The following is a 19,296-nucleotide window of genomic DNA, read 5'->3' on the forward strand; positions in this document are numbered from 1 at the left end:
GACAATGGACAATTATGGATACTTCTCTCAAGAGAAGTTTTAAATTGATTTCTTTTCAGGTGACACAGTCACTTTTAGTAAAAAATTAGTTTGATTAAAACTAATTTCGACCATATTTTAATTTCTATAGTAAAAATCGTTATACATGAAATAAAAATTAAAGATTAAAACTCCATGGTTAATGCCGTGGAGTTTTTTATGAAATATTTAAGGTAATAGTTCATATTCTTTATGCAGTACCCAGGTATTATCTACCCACTTGTAAATTCCTATGTTGTCAAAAAAGCTTTGAAAGTTACAAGGGAAGGATTCTACATAATTTTTTATTGATTCAAATTTATCATAAATTTTTTTAGAAGCTACAGTTATATGAAAAACTTTATTTTTTCCTTCATTAGATTTAAAGGTTAAGTAAGGAAGTTTTACTAGCTCATTTATAAGTTTATCATGAGTATCTTTAGCTTCTTTTGACATTTTGACGTCCATATATAGTACATCTTTTCTAAAAAAGTTATAGTCTTTAATTTCGATAGGTGCTTTACTATAAGTTTTTGAGAAATTCTCTAATGTATTTTCTAGTTCTGTAATATCATCATAGTCAAAAGGGGCTTTTATGGTAAAATGAGCAGGAAGTTTTGAAGATTTAGCACCAAATTTATGAAAAATATCTTTTCTCAATTTATTATTGAACTCTCCAGCAGGGCCTTTAATTGTACATACAATAACATATCTCATGAATTACTACCTCCAAGCATAGATTAATATTATCTAATTAAAGTAATGATTAGTATTAAAAAAGATAAAGAGCTGATAATATCAATTCTTTATCTTACGTTAAATTTTTTCCTTAATATTTTCCAGTGTATTGGACTTAAAGCAGTAAGAGAGAAAAATGCACCTATAGCTGCACAGAGCATATCCCATTGAGTATCCCATTGGTCACCCTGCATTTGTAAAAAATCATATTTCATATGAGCTATATAATATCCTCCTACCACTTCTCCTATCTCATATAGAGCACTTATTGCTAAAGAAACAGAAAATGAAATAATAAAAATAAAAAATTTATTTTTTAGTACTTTTTTTCTAATAAGAAGTTCAGCAGTTACTAAAGCTGGAACTGCACCTTGTATTATGTGTCCTAATCTGTCAAAATGATTTCTAGATAAATGGAACACATCTTTAAGGTAGTTAAAGAATGGAACATTTTTATAGTAGTAATGTCCACCTATAGCCATAGTAGCTAAAGCAAGCCATATTACAATATATACTAAATTAGAAAATTTAAATTTATTATATGTGAAAAATAATACAGCTATAATGATAAAACAAGAAAAAACTTCAAAGAACCAATTATATCTGCTATAGGGTCTAATACCTGACCATATTAGAATTATGATAATACTAAATAATAAAAATAAGTGAAATTTTTTATCCTTAGAGTCCATAACTATCACCTTTCCAATTATAAATAGGAATGTAAAGATAGTATTCCCAAAGATTATCTAAATAATTACTTAATTGAACTTATTATTTCTACTCCATTATTTATCATCATAAATAATCCTAATATATGCATTAAGTCACCATTATGAGGAGATAAATCATAAGTATCTACAGCATTCATAGGAACAATTATTCTAGAAATTATATTATTTTTGTTAAAATATGCTTTAAGTGTAGTTGCAAATTGCTCAATACAAATGTCAGTGCAGTCTCCTACAATGATGAAATTAGTTATTTTAGGATTATCTCTAATAAAAATTTGAAACTTTTCCTCTAAGAATCCATTAGTTGAGTTTTTTTCTATAAAATTATAATTATTAATAGACTTTAATGGCTCAACCATGTCTGCTTCAAAACTACTTTTTATACAATGCTTAGGATAGGAATCAAATTCTGGTGATAAATCTGTATGACTATCACCAAAAGCAATAACTTTTATATTTTCATCTTTGCAGTATTTCATGATAGAGCTTATTTCAGGGATTAAAGCTTCTATTCTAGGACTATAAAGATTTCCTGATTTAGCAAAACCGTTTATCATATCTATTACTACAAGTGCAGTCTCAGCTGTAGGCAAATCTTTAATAGAAATAGATTTTGTAGACTTTTCTTTAATTAAAGAAATAATATCTTTAAAAGAATTAACATATTTATCAATATCATTAAACATATACTTCTCTCCTAATAAAACTATATTTTAATAAAATTATAGGCAAATAAAATGTTAGTGTCAAATATTGTTTTACAGATGTATATACATATACATCTGCTGCTTTCAAATTTAGTATATGCATTCATATAGTTGATTATTAAATTGATGAGATTCACATTAGTATAAAATTCATCATCAATTGCCAACTGTTAATTATTCAGTATTTTAAGTTGTAAATTAAAATACTTAAGTAAATCATTATATTTTAATGTGATATATTTTGCTATCTTATACAATATTTTATAAATATATTGCATGTCTTAGTATTTTTATGTATATTCATATATGAAATAAAGCTATAGATAGGAGAGAAAATAATGGAATATACATATAAAATAAAAGGATGTTGTGCAACAGAAGTTAAATTTGAAGTAGAGGATGATAAAGTTAAAAATGTTGAATTTTTTAGAGGATGTCCAGGGAATACTAAAGGACTAGCAGCCTTATTAGAAGGTATGGAAGTTAATGAGGTTGTTAAAAGATTAAAAGGAGTGCCTTGCAAAACTTCAACTTCATGTCCAGATCAATTTGCTACTGCTTTAGAAGAGTTGGTTTTAAATGTAAAATAATATAATATGTATGTGGTTAATATTTTGCATATATTTGAAAAATAAGCAGCTTTAACAAACTGCTTATTTTTTTCTATAATTCATAATCTTTACATTGAATTTTAAAATAAGATCTAGGGTACTTACATAGCGGACAAACCATAGGGGCCTCTAAGCCTTCATGTATATAACCACAATTCATACATTGCCAGAATTCTACCTTGTTACTTTTAAACATCATATCACTTATAACTCTGTCATGTAATGCTTTAAACCTCTTTTCATGAGATTCTTCAACTTCTCTTAATTCTTTATAAAAATCAGCAATTCGATTAAAGCCTTCACGTCTAGCTACATCTTCATATTCTTTATAAATTTTAGTAGCTTCTTCTGTTTCACCTTTTATAGCAGACATTAAGTTATCATCAGTAGATCTTACTTGCTTTAAGAAATCTCTATATGCAACTCTACTATGAGCTCGTTCGTTAAGGGCAGTTTCTTCAAATACTTGTGCTACATATTGGTATCCATCTTCCCTAGCTTTTTCTGCAAAGAGCATATACTTATTTGAAGCTCTTGACTCTCCAGCAAAGGTTCTAAGTAAATTTTTCTCAGTTTCACTTCCTTTAAGACTTCTAATATCACTTCTGCCGTAATTCATAGTAAACCTCCTAAAAATATCTCTATAATATTATATATGTATTTACAAAATATGGTACAAAATACAAGGAAATGGATTATTTCTATGAAAAGCTATTGAAATGACTAAGTGAGAAAAAAGTTCATATTTATAAAGTAAAAAGACAATAGGAGGTTTCTTTAAATAGAAATTCCTATTGCCTTTTTACTTTATAATAGTTTTCAGAAATGTCCATAAATAATTATTGTAAAATTACTCCTCATCTATATAGCTAAAACAATACCATAAACAATTCTTACAATATGGCAAATCGCTTTCTATAATGAATTGACCATTAATAGGCATTTTACTATATATTTTTTTAACTCCATCCTCAAACCTACATTCAATAGTTCTCAAGCGTTTAAATAGCTCATTTGCTTTTTCATAGGATATAGGTTTTATAATCCTCCAAGTATCCTTCATACTGACATGTTTATCTTTAGCAAGTTTAACACGACGATGAATAATATACTTTTCTTCACCTCTAAGCTCTAAAGTATGGCCTTCAGCATTTATAGCTCTATAAGTTGGATTATCATACAATATTTTAAATGCTTCCATAGTAGTTAAAGTGTAATCCATTAAATCACCTCCATTTATTAAATATATTATATAAAGAATTATAGGTATAATAAAAAACAATAATTAACTACTGCCAATTATTGCTTTTTATTAGTATATCATCCTTAAACCGAAAAAGATATTAATATTCTGAAAATTAAGGCTCTTAATTTTTACATTTTATTACATAAAATTCTGGAAAAACTATTTTATAAATTTACTATTAATAAAATATTTAATCTAACTAATTTATTAAATATTGGGAAAATTATAAATTATTAGTTGAGAAAGTATTAATTATAAAATAATATATATATAATTAAGAGAAGATTATAAACTAGGGGGGGATATTTTGAATAATATATTATTAAAAAATATATCTACACTTATAACTATGAATGATAAAGAAAGTATATTAAACAATGTAGATTTATTGGTAGTATCTAATAAAATTGAGAAAATAGCTAAGGACATTAATGTTAAAGAAGATGTTGAGGTTATAGATTGCAGTGAATTGACCTTAATGCCTGGATTTGTTAATACCCATCATCATCTTTATCAAACTCTTTTTAGAGGGATTAAAGAAGTACAAGATTTACCACTTTTCCCTTGGCTCACTGGGCTTTATGAATTTTGGAAATATATTGATAGTAGTGCAGTTTATTATGGAGCACTTGTAGGGTTCAGTGAATTATTAAAAACTGGATGCACTTTAACTATGGATCATCATTATTTATTTCCAAAAAACAATAGTGAAAGGTTGATAGATGAACAAATAAAAGCAGCAAAAGAAGTTGGTATAAGATTTCATGCTACAAGAGGTTCTATGTGTTTAGGAAAAAGTAATGGTGGATTACCACCAGATTCAGTTGTTCAAAAGGAAGATGAAATACTAACTGACTCAGAGAGATTAATAAATAAATATCATGATAAGGAAGATTATGCAATGACTAGAATTGCATTAGCGCCATGCTCACCATTTTCTGTAAGTAAAGACTTAATGATTAGTACTAAAGATCTAGCTAGAAAAAAAGGTGTTATGATGCACACTCATTTAGCTGAAACTTTAGATGAAGAAAAATTTTGCATTGAAAAATATGGAAGAAGACCTGTAGAACTTATGGAGGAATTAGAATGGATTGGCAAGGATGTTTGGTATGCACATGGAATATTTTTAAATGATAGAGAAATTAAAGCTATACAAGGTGCAGGAATAGCTCATTGTCCAAGTTCTAATATGAAGCTTGGCAGTGGAATATGTAGAACTTCAGAATTGTACAAAGCAAATGTTCCAATTGGCATTGCAGTAGATGGTAGTGCATCTAATGATGGCTCTAATATGTGGGAAGAAGTAAAAAGAGCATATCTTTTAAATCACTTAAAGTATGGAGATAAAGGATTGTCAGCTTATGAAGTATTAAAAATGGCCACAAGAGGGGGAGCAGAGGTATTAGGTAGATATGATACTGGATATATTGAAGTAGGAAAAGCAGCGGATATTATTGCTGTAGATCTAAATGATGTGGCTTATGCAGGATGTCATGACCCTATCGTAGCTATAGTTTGTTGTGGTAATAGTAGTGTAGTTAAATATACTATAGTAAATGGGAAAATAGTGGTTAAGGATGGTATTCTTCTAACTATGAATACAGAAGATATAAAGATAAATGCAGATAAAGTGGCGAAAAAAATTATAGAAAAAAATAAAACATCGAATAATTAAAACTATATAATAATTAGATATTTACTTAGATTAATTATGATCTTCGATTAAGTAGGAGAAAATTTGCTATTAGTTTTGTAAACTAATAGTTTTATATGTAGGTTATCTATCTGGAAAACAGCTCTTTGTAGCTGTTTTTTGCTTATATATGAAAGTAAAATATTGATCTGAAAATTTATTAATATTATTAGCATTTATTTTCATTGAAGAAGTAATAAAAGATGATAAGAACATAATCATAAAAATTGAAATCGTTTACACAATATAATAAGAAGCTTTCAAATATACTTTAGAAGGATTTTATGCTCCAATGAAGAATAATGAATCTATAGCTATGGAAGAGGAGGAATTTCATTGAGTAACTATAAAAATTTAAAAAGTACATATGCTAAATTTTTTTCATTGGTTTTAGTTTTCACATTTATTTTTTCAATATCTTTTTCAACTATTACATTTTCACTAGAAAATAGCTTATCAAATTTTAACAATGAGTTAAAAAAGTATGATAAATATTTAGAGATAAATAAAGAACCAATAAGTTTATCCAAAGGCAAAACTAGCTATTTATATAAATTTGTAGTTTCTACTAAAGAAGAAGCGAAAAATTTGGTTTGGTTGTCTTCAAATGAAGATATAGTTTCTGTTAATAATGAAGGTAAAATTACGACTTTAGGATATGGAAGAGCAAAAGTATATGCTATAGATAGCAGCACGAAATTTATCTTTGAAGTATATGTAAAAGATTTGGGAGATAAAGCTGCATCTATAAAAAGCGGCAAAAATGAAGAAAATGACAATGGAGACATAGAAGTTAAAGAAGATGAACTTCAGCTAAATGATGGAGAGAAAGAAAAGGTTAACGGTGAATTCAGTGAATTTGAAGAAAAGATAAAAAACTTAGATTTCAATGTACCACAGAATTACATATTAAATCATGAAGCTTTTAAGGGGAAAGAGCATAAGGTATTTATAGATCCAGGACATGGAGGATCAGAAACAGGTGCTATTGGCTTAAATAGGCTAATGGAAAAAGACGTGACTTTAGATGTGGGTTTAAAAGTAAAAAATAAACTAGAAGCTCAAGGTATTAAAGTTCAGACAAGTAGAACTACAGATGCATTTGTTGATCTTTCTCCAAGAGCGCAAATAGCAAATATTTTTGGAGCACATGCTTTTGTATCAATTCACTGTAACTCTTTTAGTGACAGAAGTACAAGTGGAACAGAAACCTATGTTTATACTGGTACTGGAGAAAGAATAAATGAAAGTAAAAAATTGGCCACGCCAATACAAAATAATTTAATTAATAATCTTGGCTCTAAAAATAGAAAGGTTAAAAGTGCGGATTTTGCAGTTGTGAGAGAAACTTATATGCCAGCAGTTTTAGCTGAATTAGAGTTTATAAGCAATCCAACTATAGAAGAAAAAATGAGAACGGATAAATTTAAAGAAGATTGTGCTAATGCTATTGTAACAGGAGTTTTATCTTATTTACAAAATCCTTCTGGAATAGTAATACCTCCTGCTGGAGAAGTAACACCTCCTACTGGAGAAGTGATACCTCCAACTGTAGGAGAAGCTGTAACTGGGGTCACCCTTAGCAAGGATACTGTATACTTAAAGAAAGAAGATATAGTAGCAATAGAGGCACAAGTAGCTCCTCAAAATGCAGGAAATAAGCAAGTAGCATGGACTTCAAGTCATCCTTATGTTGCAGTAGTAGATGCCTATGGTAATATAATAGGGAAAAGTGCAGGAACTACTACCATTACAGCAACAACAAAGGATGGAGGATTTAAGGCTTCGACAACAGTAAATGTTAAAGGTAATGTAGTAGGAGAAAGAATTCTTGGAAGTAATGGATATTTAAGATCTTATGAGGCTTCAAAAAGAGGATGGCAAAATTCTGATTATGCAGTAATAGCTAGTGGAGTAGATTATCCAGATGCGTTATGTGCTGGACCATTAGCAAAAAAATATAATGCGCCTATTTTATTAAGTGAACAAAAAAGTTTAACTGAGGGTCTTAAAAATGAATTACAAAGATTAGAAGTTAAACAGGTATTTATTGTTGGAGGAGAAGGTGCCCTTAGCAAAGATACAGAAAATCAGATAAAAGCTTTAGGAATTAATATAAAGAGAATTGGTGGAGCTAATAGATATGAAACTTCAGTACTAATTGCAAAAGAAGTGGGAAATAGCAGTAAGATGGTTTTTGCTACAGGTTTAGATTATCCAGATGCATTATCTATTGCACCAATAGCAGCAAACTTATCAATGCCTATAGTATTAGTTAGTAAAGATAATGTTAATAAAGTTGTAAAAGAATATATAGATAGTCAGAATATCCAGCAAAGCTATGTAGTTGGAGCAGAAGGTGTTATTAGTAAACAAGTGGCATCAAATCTTCCAGCAGTGAAGAGGCTAGGTGGAAATAATAGATTTGACACTAATAAAGCTATCATTAATGAGTTTAAGGGAGCTATAAACTTTTCAAATATTTATGTTGTAACTGGAATGGATTATCCTGATGCACTATCAGGTTCAGCATTAGCAGCTAAGAATGGACATCCTATAATTTTAACCCATACAAGAGAAGCTACTGCAAGAGGGATAATAGAAAGCAATCTATGGTCAATAGATAAAGCTTATGTATTTGGAGCTAGTGATTTAATTCCAAATAATATATTAGATATTAGTTATATAACTGTAAAGTAATACAATAATAAATACAGATTGATATCTACTAAGATTTAAATTTAATAAAAATAATACGAAAAATATAACAAAAACTGCAACTTTTAGGTTGCAGTTTTTGTTTGTTTAGTGTACTATTTATATGATTTCATGTGCAGTATTTTGAATGTATTTCCATGAATGGATATAGTATACATACTAAATATTCCTAAGATAATATCTTTGTATTCCAATTATTTATTTAACCTTCTAAAACATATAATTAATTTATATTTTTAAAATGTAGAAATCAAATAGCATTATAATAAAAAGTTAATTTTATATTTATTAAATTATCTATAGAATTTTAAGGCTTTATCTTAACTTGTTTACAAGTTATATATTTTCATAAAAGCTTTATTAAACAGTAATGAAAATAAAACTTTATCAATAATTTGTTTAAAATAAGTTAAGATTTCATGCTAAAATCCTATATAAAAATGCAAGGAAATTTTCTAAACTTTTTAAATATATTTAGAAGGATTTTACACTTTTATGAAGAATAAAAATTTATGTTAAGGGGCGAGGAGGGATTTCATTGGACAGTTATAAAAATTTAAGAAGCAGATATATTAAGTTTTTTTCCTTAGTTTTACTTTTTACATTTGTCTTTTCAACATTTTTTTCAAATGTTACATTTTCCTTAGAAAATAATTTATCAAATTTTAATAATGAATTAAAAAACTATGAAAAATATTTAGAAATAAATAAGGAGCCAATAAGTTTATCAAAAGGTGATAATACCTATTTATATAAATATGTGGTTTCTACAAAAGAAGATGCAAAAAAACTAGTTTGGCTGTCTTCTAATGAAGAGATAGTTTCAGTTGATAGTTTAGGAGAGATTAGTGCTTTACAATATGGAAAGGCTAAAGTATATGCTATAGATGATAGTACAAAATATGTATTTGAAATATATGTAGAAGAAGTAGGGAATGAATCTGTATCTGCCAAAAGTTATAGTAGTTACGGAGAAGAAAATGGGAATGTTGGAAATAAAGATAATGAACTTGAATTAAATGATGAACCACTAGAAAAAGTTAAAGGTGGATTTAGTGAATTTGAAGAAAAGATAAATAGTTTAGATCTTAACACACCACAGAGTTACATATTAAACAATGCAAATTTCAAAAATAAAGAATATAAAGTATTTATAGATCCAGGACATGGTGGATCAGATCCAGGTGCTATTGGATTAAATAAGTTAACAGAAAAAGAAGTTACTTTAGCTGTAGGGATGAAGGTTAAAAGTAAATTAGAAGCTCAAGGGATTAAAGTTCAGATGAGTAGAACTACAGATGTATTTGTTGATCTTTCTCCTAGAGCAGACATGGCAAATATTTTTGGAGCAGATGCTTTTGTGTCTATTCATAATAATTCATTTAGTGATAGAAGCGTAAGTGGAACAGAAACTTATGTTTATAGTGGTACTGGAGAAAGAATAAATGAAAGCAAAAAGTTAGCTGGATTAGTACAAAATAATCTTCTAAATACTCTTGGTTCTAAAAATAGAGGCGTTAAAAGTGCTGATTTTGCAGTTGTTAGACAAACCTATATGCCAGCAATCTTAGCTGAATTGGACTTCATAAGCAATCCAACTATAGAAGAAAAAATGAGAACAGATAAATTTAGAGAAGATTGTGCTAATGCCATTGTAGCAGGAGTTTTATCTTATTTAAAAGATTCTCAAGGAACGGTAACACCTCCAACTGGAGGAGAGGCTGTAACTGGTGTTACTCTTAGTAAGGATACTGTGTACTTAAAGAAAGATGAGACAGTGACGATTCAAGCGCAAGTAGCTCCTCAAAATGCAGGAAATAAACAAGTAACATGGACTTCAAGCCATCCCTATGCTGCAGTAGTAGATGCTTATGGGAATATAACAGGAAAAAGCGCAGGAACTACTACTATTACAGCAACAACAAAGGATGGAGGATTTAAGGCTTCAGCAACAGTACATATTAAAGGTAATGTAGTAGGAGAAAGAATTTTTGGAAGTAATAGATATTTAACATCTTATGAAGCTTCAAAAAAAGGATGGCAAAATTCTGATTATGCAGTAATAGCTAGTGGAATAGATTATCCAGATGCATTATGTGCTGGGCCATTAGCAAAAAAATACAATGCGCCTATTTTATTAAGTGAACAAAAAAGTTTAACTGAAGGTCTTAAAAGTGAATTGCAAAGATTAAAAGCTAAACAAGTATTTATTGTTGGAGGAGAAGGTGCTCTTAGCAAAAATGTAGAAAATCAAATAAAAGCTTTAGGAATTGATATAAAGAGAATTGGTGGAGCTAATAGATATGAAACTTCAGTGCTCATTGCAAAAGAAGTTGGTAATAGTGGTAAGATGGTTTTTGCTACAGGNNTTGTAAAAGAATATATAGATAGCCAAAATATCCAGCAAAGCTATGTAGTTGGAGCAGAAGGTGTTATTAGTAAGCAAGTGGCATCGAATCTTCCAGCAGTAAAGAGGCTAGGTGGAAATAATAGATATGACACTAATAAAGCTATTATTAATGAGTTTAAGGGAGCTATAAACTTTTCAAACATTTATGTTGTAACTGGAATAGATTATCCTGATGCACTATCAGGATCAGCATTAGCAGCTAAGGGTGGACATCCTATAATTTTAACTCATCCAAGACAAGCTACTGCAAGAGGAATAATAGAAAGCAATCTATGGTCAATAGATAAAGCTTATATATTCGGATCTAATGCTTTAATTCCAAATGACATATTAGATACTAGTTATATAAGTGTAAAATAGAATAATTACGAAGAAAGCAAATTGATTTATCAATTTGCTTTTTTTTGTTTAAATTTAACAGGTGTACTAACAATTAATAGGGGAAAAATAATAAAAAAAGCTAGAGGTGATAATATGAGGAAAATAATATTTGGCATAATAGTTTGTTTTACATTAAGTATTAATAGTATTGTATTAGCAAAGGATAAACCACCTACAGTGGAAATAAATCCACCTAGATTAGTTAGTGCTCCTAAATATAATGCTATAGTAGAGCCTAAGGAAATAAAGTATACTAATGAGTACATAGAAGTAGATTTAAAGATACCAGTGATAACTTATAATAACAAGGTTACAGAGAAAATTATGAATGATAAAATAGAAAAGCCCATTATGGATTTAAAAAACACTACAGAAAAAGAGGCAAAGGAATTTTTTAATACTAAAGAAAAAGAACAGCCTTTTATGAAATATAATGTAACATCAGATTATGAAGTGATGTATAATCAAGGCAATATATTAAGTGTGGTAGTAACTTTATACAATTATACAGGTGGAGCACATGGTAACACAGAAAAAATAGCTTATAATTTTGATTTAAATACCGGGAAAACAGGATATTTAAAAGACTTTCTTTATGAAGAAGATAATTATAGAAAGGTTATTTTAGATGAAGTTAGAAATCAAATATCCAAAGAACCAGATAAATATTTTAAGGATATATTAAATACATTACATGGAATTCCATATGATCAAAGTTTCTATTTAACTAAGGATGGAATAGTGGTTTATTATCCACTATATGATATTGCTCCATATGTCGCAGGTATTCCTGAGTTTAAAATTCCCTATTCAAAATTCAAACATGGACTTAAAAAAAATGTAAGTATTAAAAGTGATAATGTTAGTATTGAAAAAGAGCAATCTGTTAAAAAAGAAGAAAACTATAGCGAATATTTATACTATCCACAAATTAAAAATTTAGATAATCCTATTATAGAAAAACAAATAAATACTATTATAACTAAAGATATTAAGAATTTTACTAAAGATGTTAAAAAGAAAGCCGAATTAAGTAAGGGGAAGCTAAATATATATGATAGGCCTGTTACATGGGGTGCATCAGTTTATTCAGATGAATATTTTGTTAATCCAGATTTAATTAGTATAGATATAACTTATTCAGCAAATGATGGAACTACAATTAACTATATACTTTATGATAAAGGCTATAATTTTAATTTGATTACTGGGGAGAATTATAAACTTTCTGATGTTTTTAAAAAAGGTACTGATTATGTAACTTTAATAAATGCAGAAATAAATAATCAAATTGAAAATATTATTAAAAGTTCAGAGTATAAATATGATTATAACTTTAAAACTATTAAAGCAGAACAGCCATATTACATTTATAGAGGAAACTTAGTAATCTTATTCGAAGCAGGAGAAATACTTTCAAAGGATTTTGGAGCTCCAAAATTTTATATACCACTTTATAAATTTGGTGATAAAGTGAATCCACAGTTTATAGAGCATTAAAGAGCGTGATCTTGTCACGTTCTTTTATATAAATATAAATTTTGATAAAAAATATTACTTAAGTAATTATTTATTCATAATAATTTGATATAATTAAATTCATTATGAAAATTATCTTTCTCGTTCTTATTAAAAATACAGCATAAATAGCTAAATATTATCAAAAAATATCTTTTAATAGTAAAAAAAAATTTTAAAACAAGAGATATCATATTTTATGAGAGTTAATAGAGAAAAATAGATTACATATGTAGCTTACAAATTATGTAAAATATGATATAATAAACTTACTTTAGATGGAGGGGATGAAAAAAATGTACAAGTTTTCAAATTCCATAGTTATACCAAAGAAATTAGAAGACATATTTAACTTATTTGTAGAATTGAAGGTTTTTTCAATAATATGGGATCACATTTTAAACATGGAGAAATTATCTGAAGAGCCTCTAGGAGAGGGGTCAAAGCTTAGAAGTATAATGCTAAGTGATGATATTGAATTGCAATCTACGGCAGAAATTATAGATTTTATTACTAATAAAATATTTACTATTAAGAGTAAAAGAGGAGGAGTACAAACTATATATAAATATAGTTTTGAGGAGTTAGATAAAGGAACCTTAGTTCAATATTTAGCAGAAGTGAATTTTGATAATTTTCAAGAAGATTTAGCAGAGCAAATATTCGAAGTAATTAAAGAAGATGATCTTAATCATTTAGAAAAACTTCAAGATTATTTTATGGATGAATTAGTTTGCTGTGTATCTTAAAAATATGCAAGATAAATATCTTGCATATTTTTTATGCTTTTTATGCCTTTTATCCTATACCAAGTGTATATAGATATAGGGTTTCTTAACGAAAAGTTAACTTATGCATGATTTTAATTTCCATAAAAAATTCTTTCTCTGGGGAACTTAATCAATTGAAAATTAAAAATGGAAAATTCACAATTGTGATGGAAATTAATTCTTACAAAAAAATATAGCCAGTCAATAATGTACAATATGAGGAAGAAAGTAATATATTAAGTAAAAATAGAATTTAATAATATGTAACAAAAATTTCCATATTGTAATATTATATAAGTGAATTACTTTATATATGGAGGAATCTATGCAAGATAGAAGTCCTAATAGTATTATAGGTCCTGATATAAACGAATGGCGAGGCGAGGTAGACTATGCATTACTAGCAACTAGAACACCATATTGCTATGTACGTGCGTCTGGTTCAGGAACAGGAAGATTCAGAGTTGATAGACTGTTTTTTGAATATGTTAGAGGGCTTAGATCAGTAGGAATAATAAGCGGTGCATATCATTATGCGGTACCTTCCTATGATCTAACTACCGCTGATTCACAATGTGATGATTTCATTAGAATACTCGAGGAGGCATATGGTCCTGGAAGATATGGTGATATGTTTCCAGTAGTAGATATAGAATATCCACTAGATAAATCAATTTCTACTGATGCACTATTAGATTGGGTAGATAGATTTAGAAGAAGATTTGAAAGAAAAACTAGAAGGATATTAATGCTTTATACTGGTTCCTTTTTTATTGATCTTTATAACAATTTCTATCATTCCACAAAAGGTTTTATATTATCTGATATGCCTCTCTGGATTGCAATGTACCCAGAAATTCAAGGTAATCCGCCTTATCCACCAGATGGAGGTGGATGGACTAGGTGGACACTGTGGCAATTTGCTGAAAATGGAATCATACCAGGTGTAAATCCTCCGGTGGATTTAAATTATGGTCCTACTAATCTAGATTACTTAACACCACCTAGAGATGTTAGAAATTTAAAAGCTTATGGTAGTGATGGAAATATCTATTTGTCTTGGGATAGGAATACGGATGTAGATTTAAATGGATATAATATATTCTTAGACTCTGAATATGTAGGTACTGTAGGCAGAAATGCTACTAGCCATACTATAAGACTTTGGTATCCAAATAAAAATGCTAGATATGAAGTTGGGATTGAAGCTTTTGATGTAACAGGCGATTTTTCTCAAAACAGAACAAAAACTATAGTAATGCTTAGGCATGCTTATGATGAGATAGAAGATAATCATAGTGATGAAAGACAGGAAAAAGATAAAGATTCTGAGGAGCATAAGGAGGAATATGGTAATTATAAAAAAGATATAGAGGTTGAAAATTATGATAAAAAGCACGCTGAATATAAAGAAGATGTAAACCCTAAAGAGTATAGTAAAGATTGCAATTGTTACAAAAAACATATGGAATTTAACTATGATAAAAAACAAAATAGTTATAGAAAAAATATTATGCCCATAAGTTACCAGGAAGGTCATAGTGATTATAAAAAGGACATAAAATCTGATAATTGTAATAGAGCGTATAATTATTATAGGAATTATATGGACGTTAAAGATTTTCATAAAGAAGATATGAGACTTGGAAATTCTAGCAAATGTTATGATAATTACTATCAAGATGTAGAAAATGATGATTCTTACAGCATAGGATGCAATAAATTAGATGAAGTTTACGAAGATAATCAGTATTGCAAATATGAAAAGACTCATGATAATCTCTATAGAAGCAAATATGAGATATATTACGATGAAGATGATGAGCTCTACTATTATCCTGTTAAAGTAGTAGATCCGCAGGGTTATATGGAAAGAAGAGATGAAAATAAAAGAGAATACTCTCCTTTATTTAAATATACTTTAGAAGAAGAAAAAAATGAATTTGATGACTTTGAATATGAGCAAGATGCTGATATTCAAGTATCTAATATAATTACAGGTGAAGTTAATGACTTTGGGTATGAAAGGGAATCTAACGTTCAAGCATCAAATATGATTACAGATAAAGTCGATGACTTTCAATATAAATGGGAACCTAACATTCAGGTATCCAATATAACTGCAGATGATTTTTATGACTTTGAATATGAAGTGGAGCCTAACATTCAAGTATCCAATAGAACTAGAAATGATTTTTATGACTTTGAATATGGGGTGAATCCTAGTATTCAGGTATCTAATATAACTGCAAATGAATTTGATGACTTTCAATATAGATGGGAACCTAGAATTCAGACATCTAATATAATTGCAAATAATTTTTACGATTTTGGATATGAAATATGGCCTAACATTCAGGTATCTAATATGATTACAAATGAATTTGATGACTTTGGATATAGATGGGAACCTAGCATTCAGACATCTAATATAATTACAAATGAATTTGATGAATTTGAATATAAACGGGAACCTAACATTCAAGTATCTAATATAACTACAATGGACTATGGTGAGGAATTTGAATTTGCACGAGGTTACTATGATGATGATTTCGAGAATTATGAGATAGATAATTATAGAGACGAAGAGTTTTATGATAACTATACCAGAGAACACATAATACAGTATAGTAAAAAAAATAATGAAGAAATATTGGAAGATAATATCCCAGATAATTATGTAGACAAAAAAATACAAGAAGAGGACATTACTGAAAATAGGATTAATCTTTATGCTCTAAATAATTATAGTGAGGAAGATTATACTGAATATGAAAGACATATAGATGAAGAATATAATTGCGATACAGAATATGAAAGTGAAAATGAAATAGAAAATGACACTAAAAATGAAGAAGAATATAAAATAGAAGAAGAACGTACAGAAAATGAAGAGAAATATAAGATAGAGGAAAATGAAGATGAATATAGAGGAGAAGAAAAACCCATAGAAAATGAGGAAGAATATAAAATAGAAGAGTGTACAGAAAATGAAGAAAAATGCATAGAAAATAAAGATGAAAATAAAAAAAGAGAAGAAGATACAGAAAATAAAGATGAAACTGAAATAGGAGAAAAATATAGGGAAAGTAAAAGTGGGGACGTGATTGAATATTGTGAGGAAAATTTAGATGGACATAAGGCAGAACCCAGCGTGGAAAATGAAAGTAAGGATGAGGAAGAATATTGTGCAAAGAATGAAAGTAACGATGATATAGGACGTAATAGTAGGAAAGAATATAGGGACTCTAAAGATGAATATCGCTATGAATATTTAAAAGAGGATAAAAAAATGTCAGAAGATTGGGATGGTATTCATTACAGACATTGGTATGAAAATAATCATAATAAAGCTAATGATAAAAAGAAAAATAAAAAACATCATAAAAAGCATAAAAGATAACTGATGAAGTACCCTGATAATCAGGGTATTTTTTTAATTGAGTGTGTGGAATTGAGTGTGTGAAAATATTTCTGCAAATAGCTTTCTATGATAATTATTTTGAAGGCATGGATGTCATGATATGACTACCATGTCTTAATTTTAATATAAATTTAAGAAAGATTAATTATGATTTATTATTGAAGGTAATATTAATTATTACAAACTCACTATTTGAAGCCACTCTTATAGGTGGTCCCCAAGTACCATAGCCAGAAGACACAATTAAATTAAAATCATCAATTTTATGAAGGCCATATCTATAAGGATACATTAAGTCTACAAATATCTGATTAATAAAAAATTGACCATTGTGAGTATGACCAGAAAGCTGTAAATCCACATTGCTTTTTATATTTAAATCACTATCCAGAGGTTTATGATCTAATAGTATAATTGGTTTATTCTTATCTATATTAGAAATTACATCAGATAAGTCTTTTCTTAAGCAAGTTATATCCGTAGATGAAAAATCGTTTCTACCAACTATGTAAATATCTTCTACTTTTATATATTCATCAATTAATAAATTTATGGCTTCATAACTGGATTTAATTTCTTCTATGGTTCCATATTGATATTCATGATTACCTATAATACCATAAACGCCGTATGTACTCTTAATACTTGCTAATCCTTCCTTCATTTTTATTATGTATTCTTTAGGCGTGGATTCATCGAAAATATCTCCCCTAGCAAGACTAAATCTACATCTTCTTTATTTATTTTATCTATAAGCTTAAAAAAATCGTTATCATTAATTCCTATACCTAAATGTACATCTGAAAGAAAAACCACTTTTAAGGTATTAAGCTTAGATGGCTTTGCAATATCTACATTATAGGTAGTAGTTTTTATATTACGGCTATTAAAATAGCCAAGAGAAATAATAATACCTATTATAATAAAAACAAAGACACCATTAAGATATATTGTTCTTAAGAATGCCCTTAATCTTTCAGATTTCGAAGCAAATTTTTTATATATAAACTTTATTAATGCAAAGATGGGAAGGAATAATATTAAATAATAAAGAACCCCTAAATAAAAACATCCTATAGTTAATATGGGTAAAAGCAAATAATATGGTAAAATACCTTTACCAAAAGCACCAATAACGTAACAAAGAGCAATAGTCCAAAATATATAATAAAAAATTCTCTTACTTAGGGAAGAAAAATAATGACTGATAGATGTATATATATTTTTACTTATATAATAGTTTATCATAATGAAAATTAAGGCAAGTAAAATCATTGAAAATATATTTTTAAGAAATACTGTCATATCCATAATTTTTCCTCCTTTTCTCAGTTGTCTTATTAGGCTATTATTAGCTATTTTAGGTAAAAAAATGCATTTATATATAAATTTATTAGACAATTCAAATAAATGTATAAACCATAAAAAATATGTTAAAATAACTATACAAAAAGTTAAATGGAGTGATGTACTTGGAATATTTAATTTTAGAAACAGAAGATGAGAGAATAAAATTACCTGTAAACAAATTTAAGGGGTTCTCTGATTATGAGCACAAGATAAAATTATCAATGAGTGAGAAAGAAATACTGGAAGCAGTTCAGTTTGGAGCTGAAAATGAATATGCTGAAGTAAAAAAACTTTCACGAAATAATTGTTGTGAAGATAATCAGTCTACTGTGTATAAGTTGGAAAATTTTGATATTAAAAAAGACAGTTCTACTTATGAAGAATTGCTGTATTACAAAAGTGAAGATGAAAGTTATGAGTGTGATTATTTAGAAGAATATGATGATGAAGACGACTATGATGAAGATAGTTATGATGAAAATTTTAATAGTGGATATAGATATATAGAAGATGAAAAAGATTTAGACAGGGATTTTGGAGAAAGTGACTTTGATTCAAGAACTTTATACATAATACAATGTGAATGTGGAGATTGGGAAATATTTATAGACTAAAAGCTGACAGAATAAAATCTGTCAGCTTTTTTTTATGGAATTCAAAATAGCGTATAAGTTAAATTTAAGTTTCTATAATAAGAATTAGTTGCAATAATTACCCAATATATTGAAATATAAGTAAGACAATGATAGTATATATACAATATAATGAATAAATGTAATATTATTCATGTATAGAATTAAATTAAACAATAGCATAAAAATAAAGTTTAAGATTTTTTATTCTTACAGACTCAACTTTTTAGTTGACAAATTTTTGAATAATTCTTTATATACAAAGGTATATAAAGATGGCTTCTAAAGTTATGAGTGTGCCATGAATAATATAAATTTATGGAGTTGATTTCAAGGTGTA

At 28.0% G+C, this 19,296-nt stretch carries 14 protein-coding genes and 1 pseudogene; 8 read left to right on the top strand and 7 right to left on the bottom strand.

What is annotated here, in order from left to right; all coding sequences use genetic code 11:
• Window positions 1-207: 207 nt before the first annotated feature.
• From B2W91_RS11440 to B2W91_RS11450, 3 genes are all read right to left on the bottom strand, one after another.
• Window positions 208-735 carry a 2'-5' RNA ligase family protein gene (locus tag B2W91_RS11440; RefSeq protein ID WP_291580953.1) on the bottom strand — a complete coding sequence of 176 codons (528 nt, stop codon included), beginning with the start codon at window positions 733-735 and terminating at the stop codon, window positions 208-210.
• An 89-nt stretch (window positions 736-824) separates the two neighbouring features.
• The gene (locus tag B2W91_RS11445) at window positions 825-1,448 is read right to left on the bottom strand and encodes a DUF2238 domain-containing protein (RefSeq protein ID WP_291580955.1); all 624 of its coding nucleotides are present in this window, start codon (window positions 1,446-1,448) and stop codon (window positions 825-827) included.
• A gap of 65 nt (window positions 1,449-1,513) precedes the next feature.
• Window positions 1,514-2,176 carry an isochorismatase family cysteine hydrolase gene (locus tag B2W91_RS11450; protein ID WP_291580956.1) on the bottom strand — a complete coding sequence of 221 codons (663 nt, stop codon included), beginning with the start codon at window positions 2,174-2,176 and terminating at the stop codon, window positions 1,514-1,516.
• Between the two features lie 359 nt (window positions 2,177-2,535).
• Here B2W91_RS11450 and B2W91_RS11455 point away from each other — a divergent pair, with 359 nt between their 5' ends.
• Entirely contained in the window at window positions 2,536-2,787 is a 252-nt protein-coding gene (locus B2W91_RS11455; RefSeq protein ID WP_039630031.1) for a TIGR03905 family TSCPD domain-containing protein, read from the top strand.
• Window positions 2,788-2,860: 73 nt separating this feature from the next.
• Here the strand turns inward: B2W91_RS11455 and B2W91_RS11460 are convergent, their stop codons facing one another.
• Both B2W91_RS11460 and B2W91_RS11465 read right to left on the bottom strand, forming a co-directional pair.
• Window positions 2,861-3,427 carry a rubrerythrin family protein gene (locus B2W91_RS11460; RefSeq protein WP_291580958.1) on the bottom strand — a complete coding sequence of 189 codons (567 nt, stop codon included), beginning with the start codon at window positions 3,425-3,427 and terminating at the stop codon, window positions 2,861-2,863.
• Between the two features lie 231 nt (window positions 3,428-3,658).
• Window positions 3,659-4,030 carry a hypothetical protein gene (locus B2W91_RS11465; protein WP_291580960.1) on the bottom strand — a complete coding sequence of 124 codons (372 nt, stop codon included), beginning with the start codon at window positions 4,028-4,030 and terminating at the stop codon, window positions 3,659-3,661.
• Window positions 4,031-4,361: 331 nt separating this feature from the next.
• Between B2W91_RS11465 and B2W91_RS11470 the strand changes: the two genes are divergently transcribed.
• The 6 genes and pseudogenes from B2W91_RS11470 to B2W91_RS11495 all read left to right on the top strand — a co-directional run.
• Entirely contained in the window at window positions 4,362-5,732 is a 1,371-nt protein-coding gene (locus tag B2W91_RS11470) for an 8-oxoguanine deaminase (protein WP_291580962.1), read from the top strand.
• A 354-nt stretch (window positions 5,733-6,086) separates the two neighbouring features.
• Entirely contained in the window at window positions 6,087-8,450 is a 2,364-nt protein-coding gene (locus B2W91_RS11475) for a cell wall-binding repeat-containing protein (RefSeq protein WP_291580965.1), read from the top strand.
• A 556-nt stretch (window positions 8,451-9,006) separates the two neighbouring features.
• Complete coding sequence (locus B2W91_RS11480) at window positions 9,007-11,238, top strand: N-acetylmuramoyl-L-alanine amidase (protein ID WP_291580967.1); 2,232 nt, start codon at window positions 9,007-9,009, stop codon at window positions 11,236-11,238.
• A 114-nt stretch (window positions 11,239-11,352) separates the two neighbouring features.
• Window positions 11,353-12,759 carry a PdaC/SigV domain-containing protein gene (locus B2W91_RS11485; RefSeq protein WP_291580970.1) on the top strand — a complete coding sequence of 469 codons (1,407 nt, stop codon included), beginning with the start codon at window positions 11,353-11,355 and terminating at the stop codon, window positions 12,757-12,759.
• A gap of 314 nt (window positions 12,760-13,073) precedes the next feature.
• Entirely contained in the window at window positions 13,074-13,526 is a 453-nt protein-coding gene (locus tag B2W91_RS11490; RefSeq protein ID WP_291580972.1) for a hypothetical protein, read from the top strand.
• 346 nt (window positions 13,527-13,872) lie between these two features.
• Window positions 13,873-14,805 (top strand): annotated as a pseudogene (locus tag B2W91_RS11495) (glycoside hydrolase family 25 protein); the annotation flags it as partial.
• Window positions 14,806-17,119: 2,314 nt separating this feature from the next.
• On the opposite strand, the gene B2W91_RS11500 reads toward B2W91_RS11495, so the two are convergent.
• Together B2W91_RS11500 and B2W91_RS11505 are read right to left on the bottom strand one after the other, a co-directional pair.
• Window positions 17,120-17,638, bottom strand: coding sequence for a metallophosphoesterase (locus B2W91_RS11500; protein ID WP_291580975.1), 519 nt, complete (start codon window positions 17,636-17,638; stop codon window positions 17,120-17,122).
• Window positions 17,639-17,643: 5 nt separating this feature from the next.
• The gene (locus B2W91_RS11505) at window positions 17,644-18,285 is read right to left on the bottom strand and encodes a hypothetical protein (protein WP_291580977.1); all 642 of its coding nucleotides are present in this window, start codon (window positions 18,283-18,285) and stop codon (window positions 17,644-17,646) included.
• A 161-nt stretch (window positions 18,286-18,446) separates the two neighbouring features.
• On the opposite strand from B2W91_RS11505, the gene B2W91_RS11510 reads away from it, so the two are divergent.
• Window positions 18,447-18,938: a hypothetical protein gene (locus tag B2W91_RS11510; RefSeq protein ID WP_291580980.1), complete on the top strand. Its 492-nt coding sequence runs from the start codon at window positions 18,447-18,449 to the stop codon at window positions 18,936-18,938.
• Window positions 18,939-19,296 lie beyond the last annotated feature (358 nt).

This window comes from Clostridium sp. UBA6640 (assembly GCF_002455975.1).
Lineage (GTDB): Bacteria > Bacillota > Clostridia > Clostridiales > Clostridiaceae > Clostridium_J.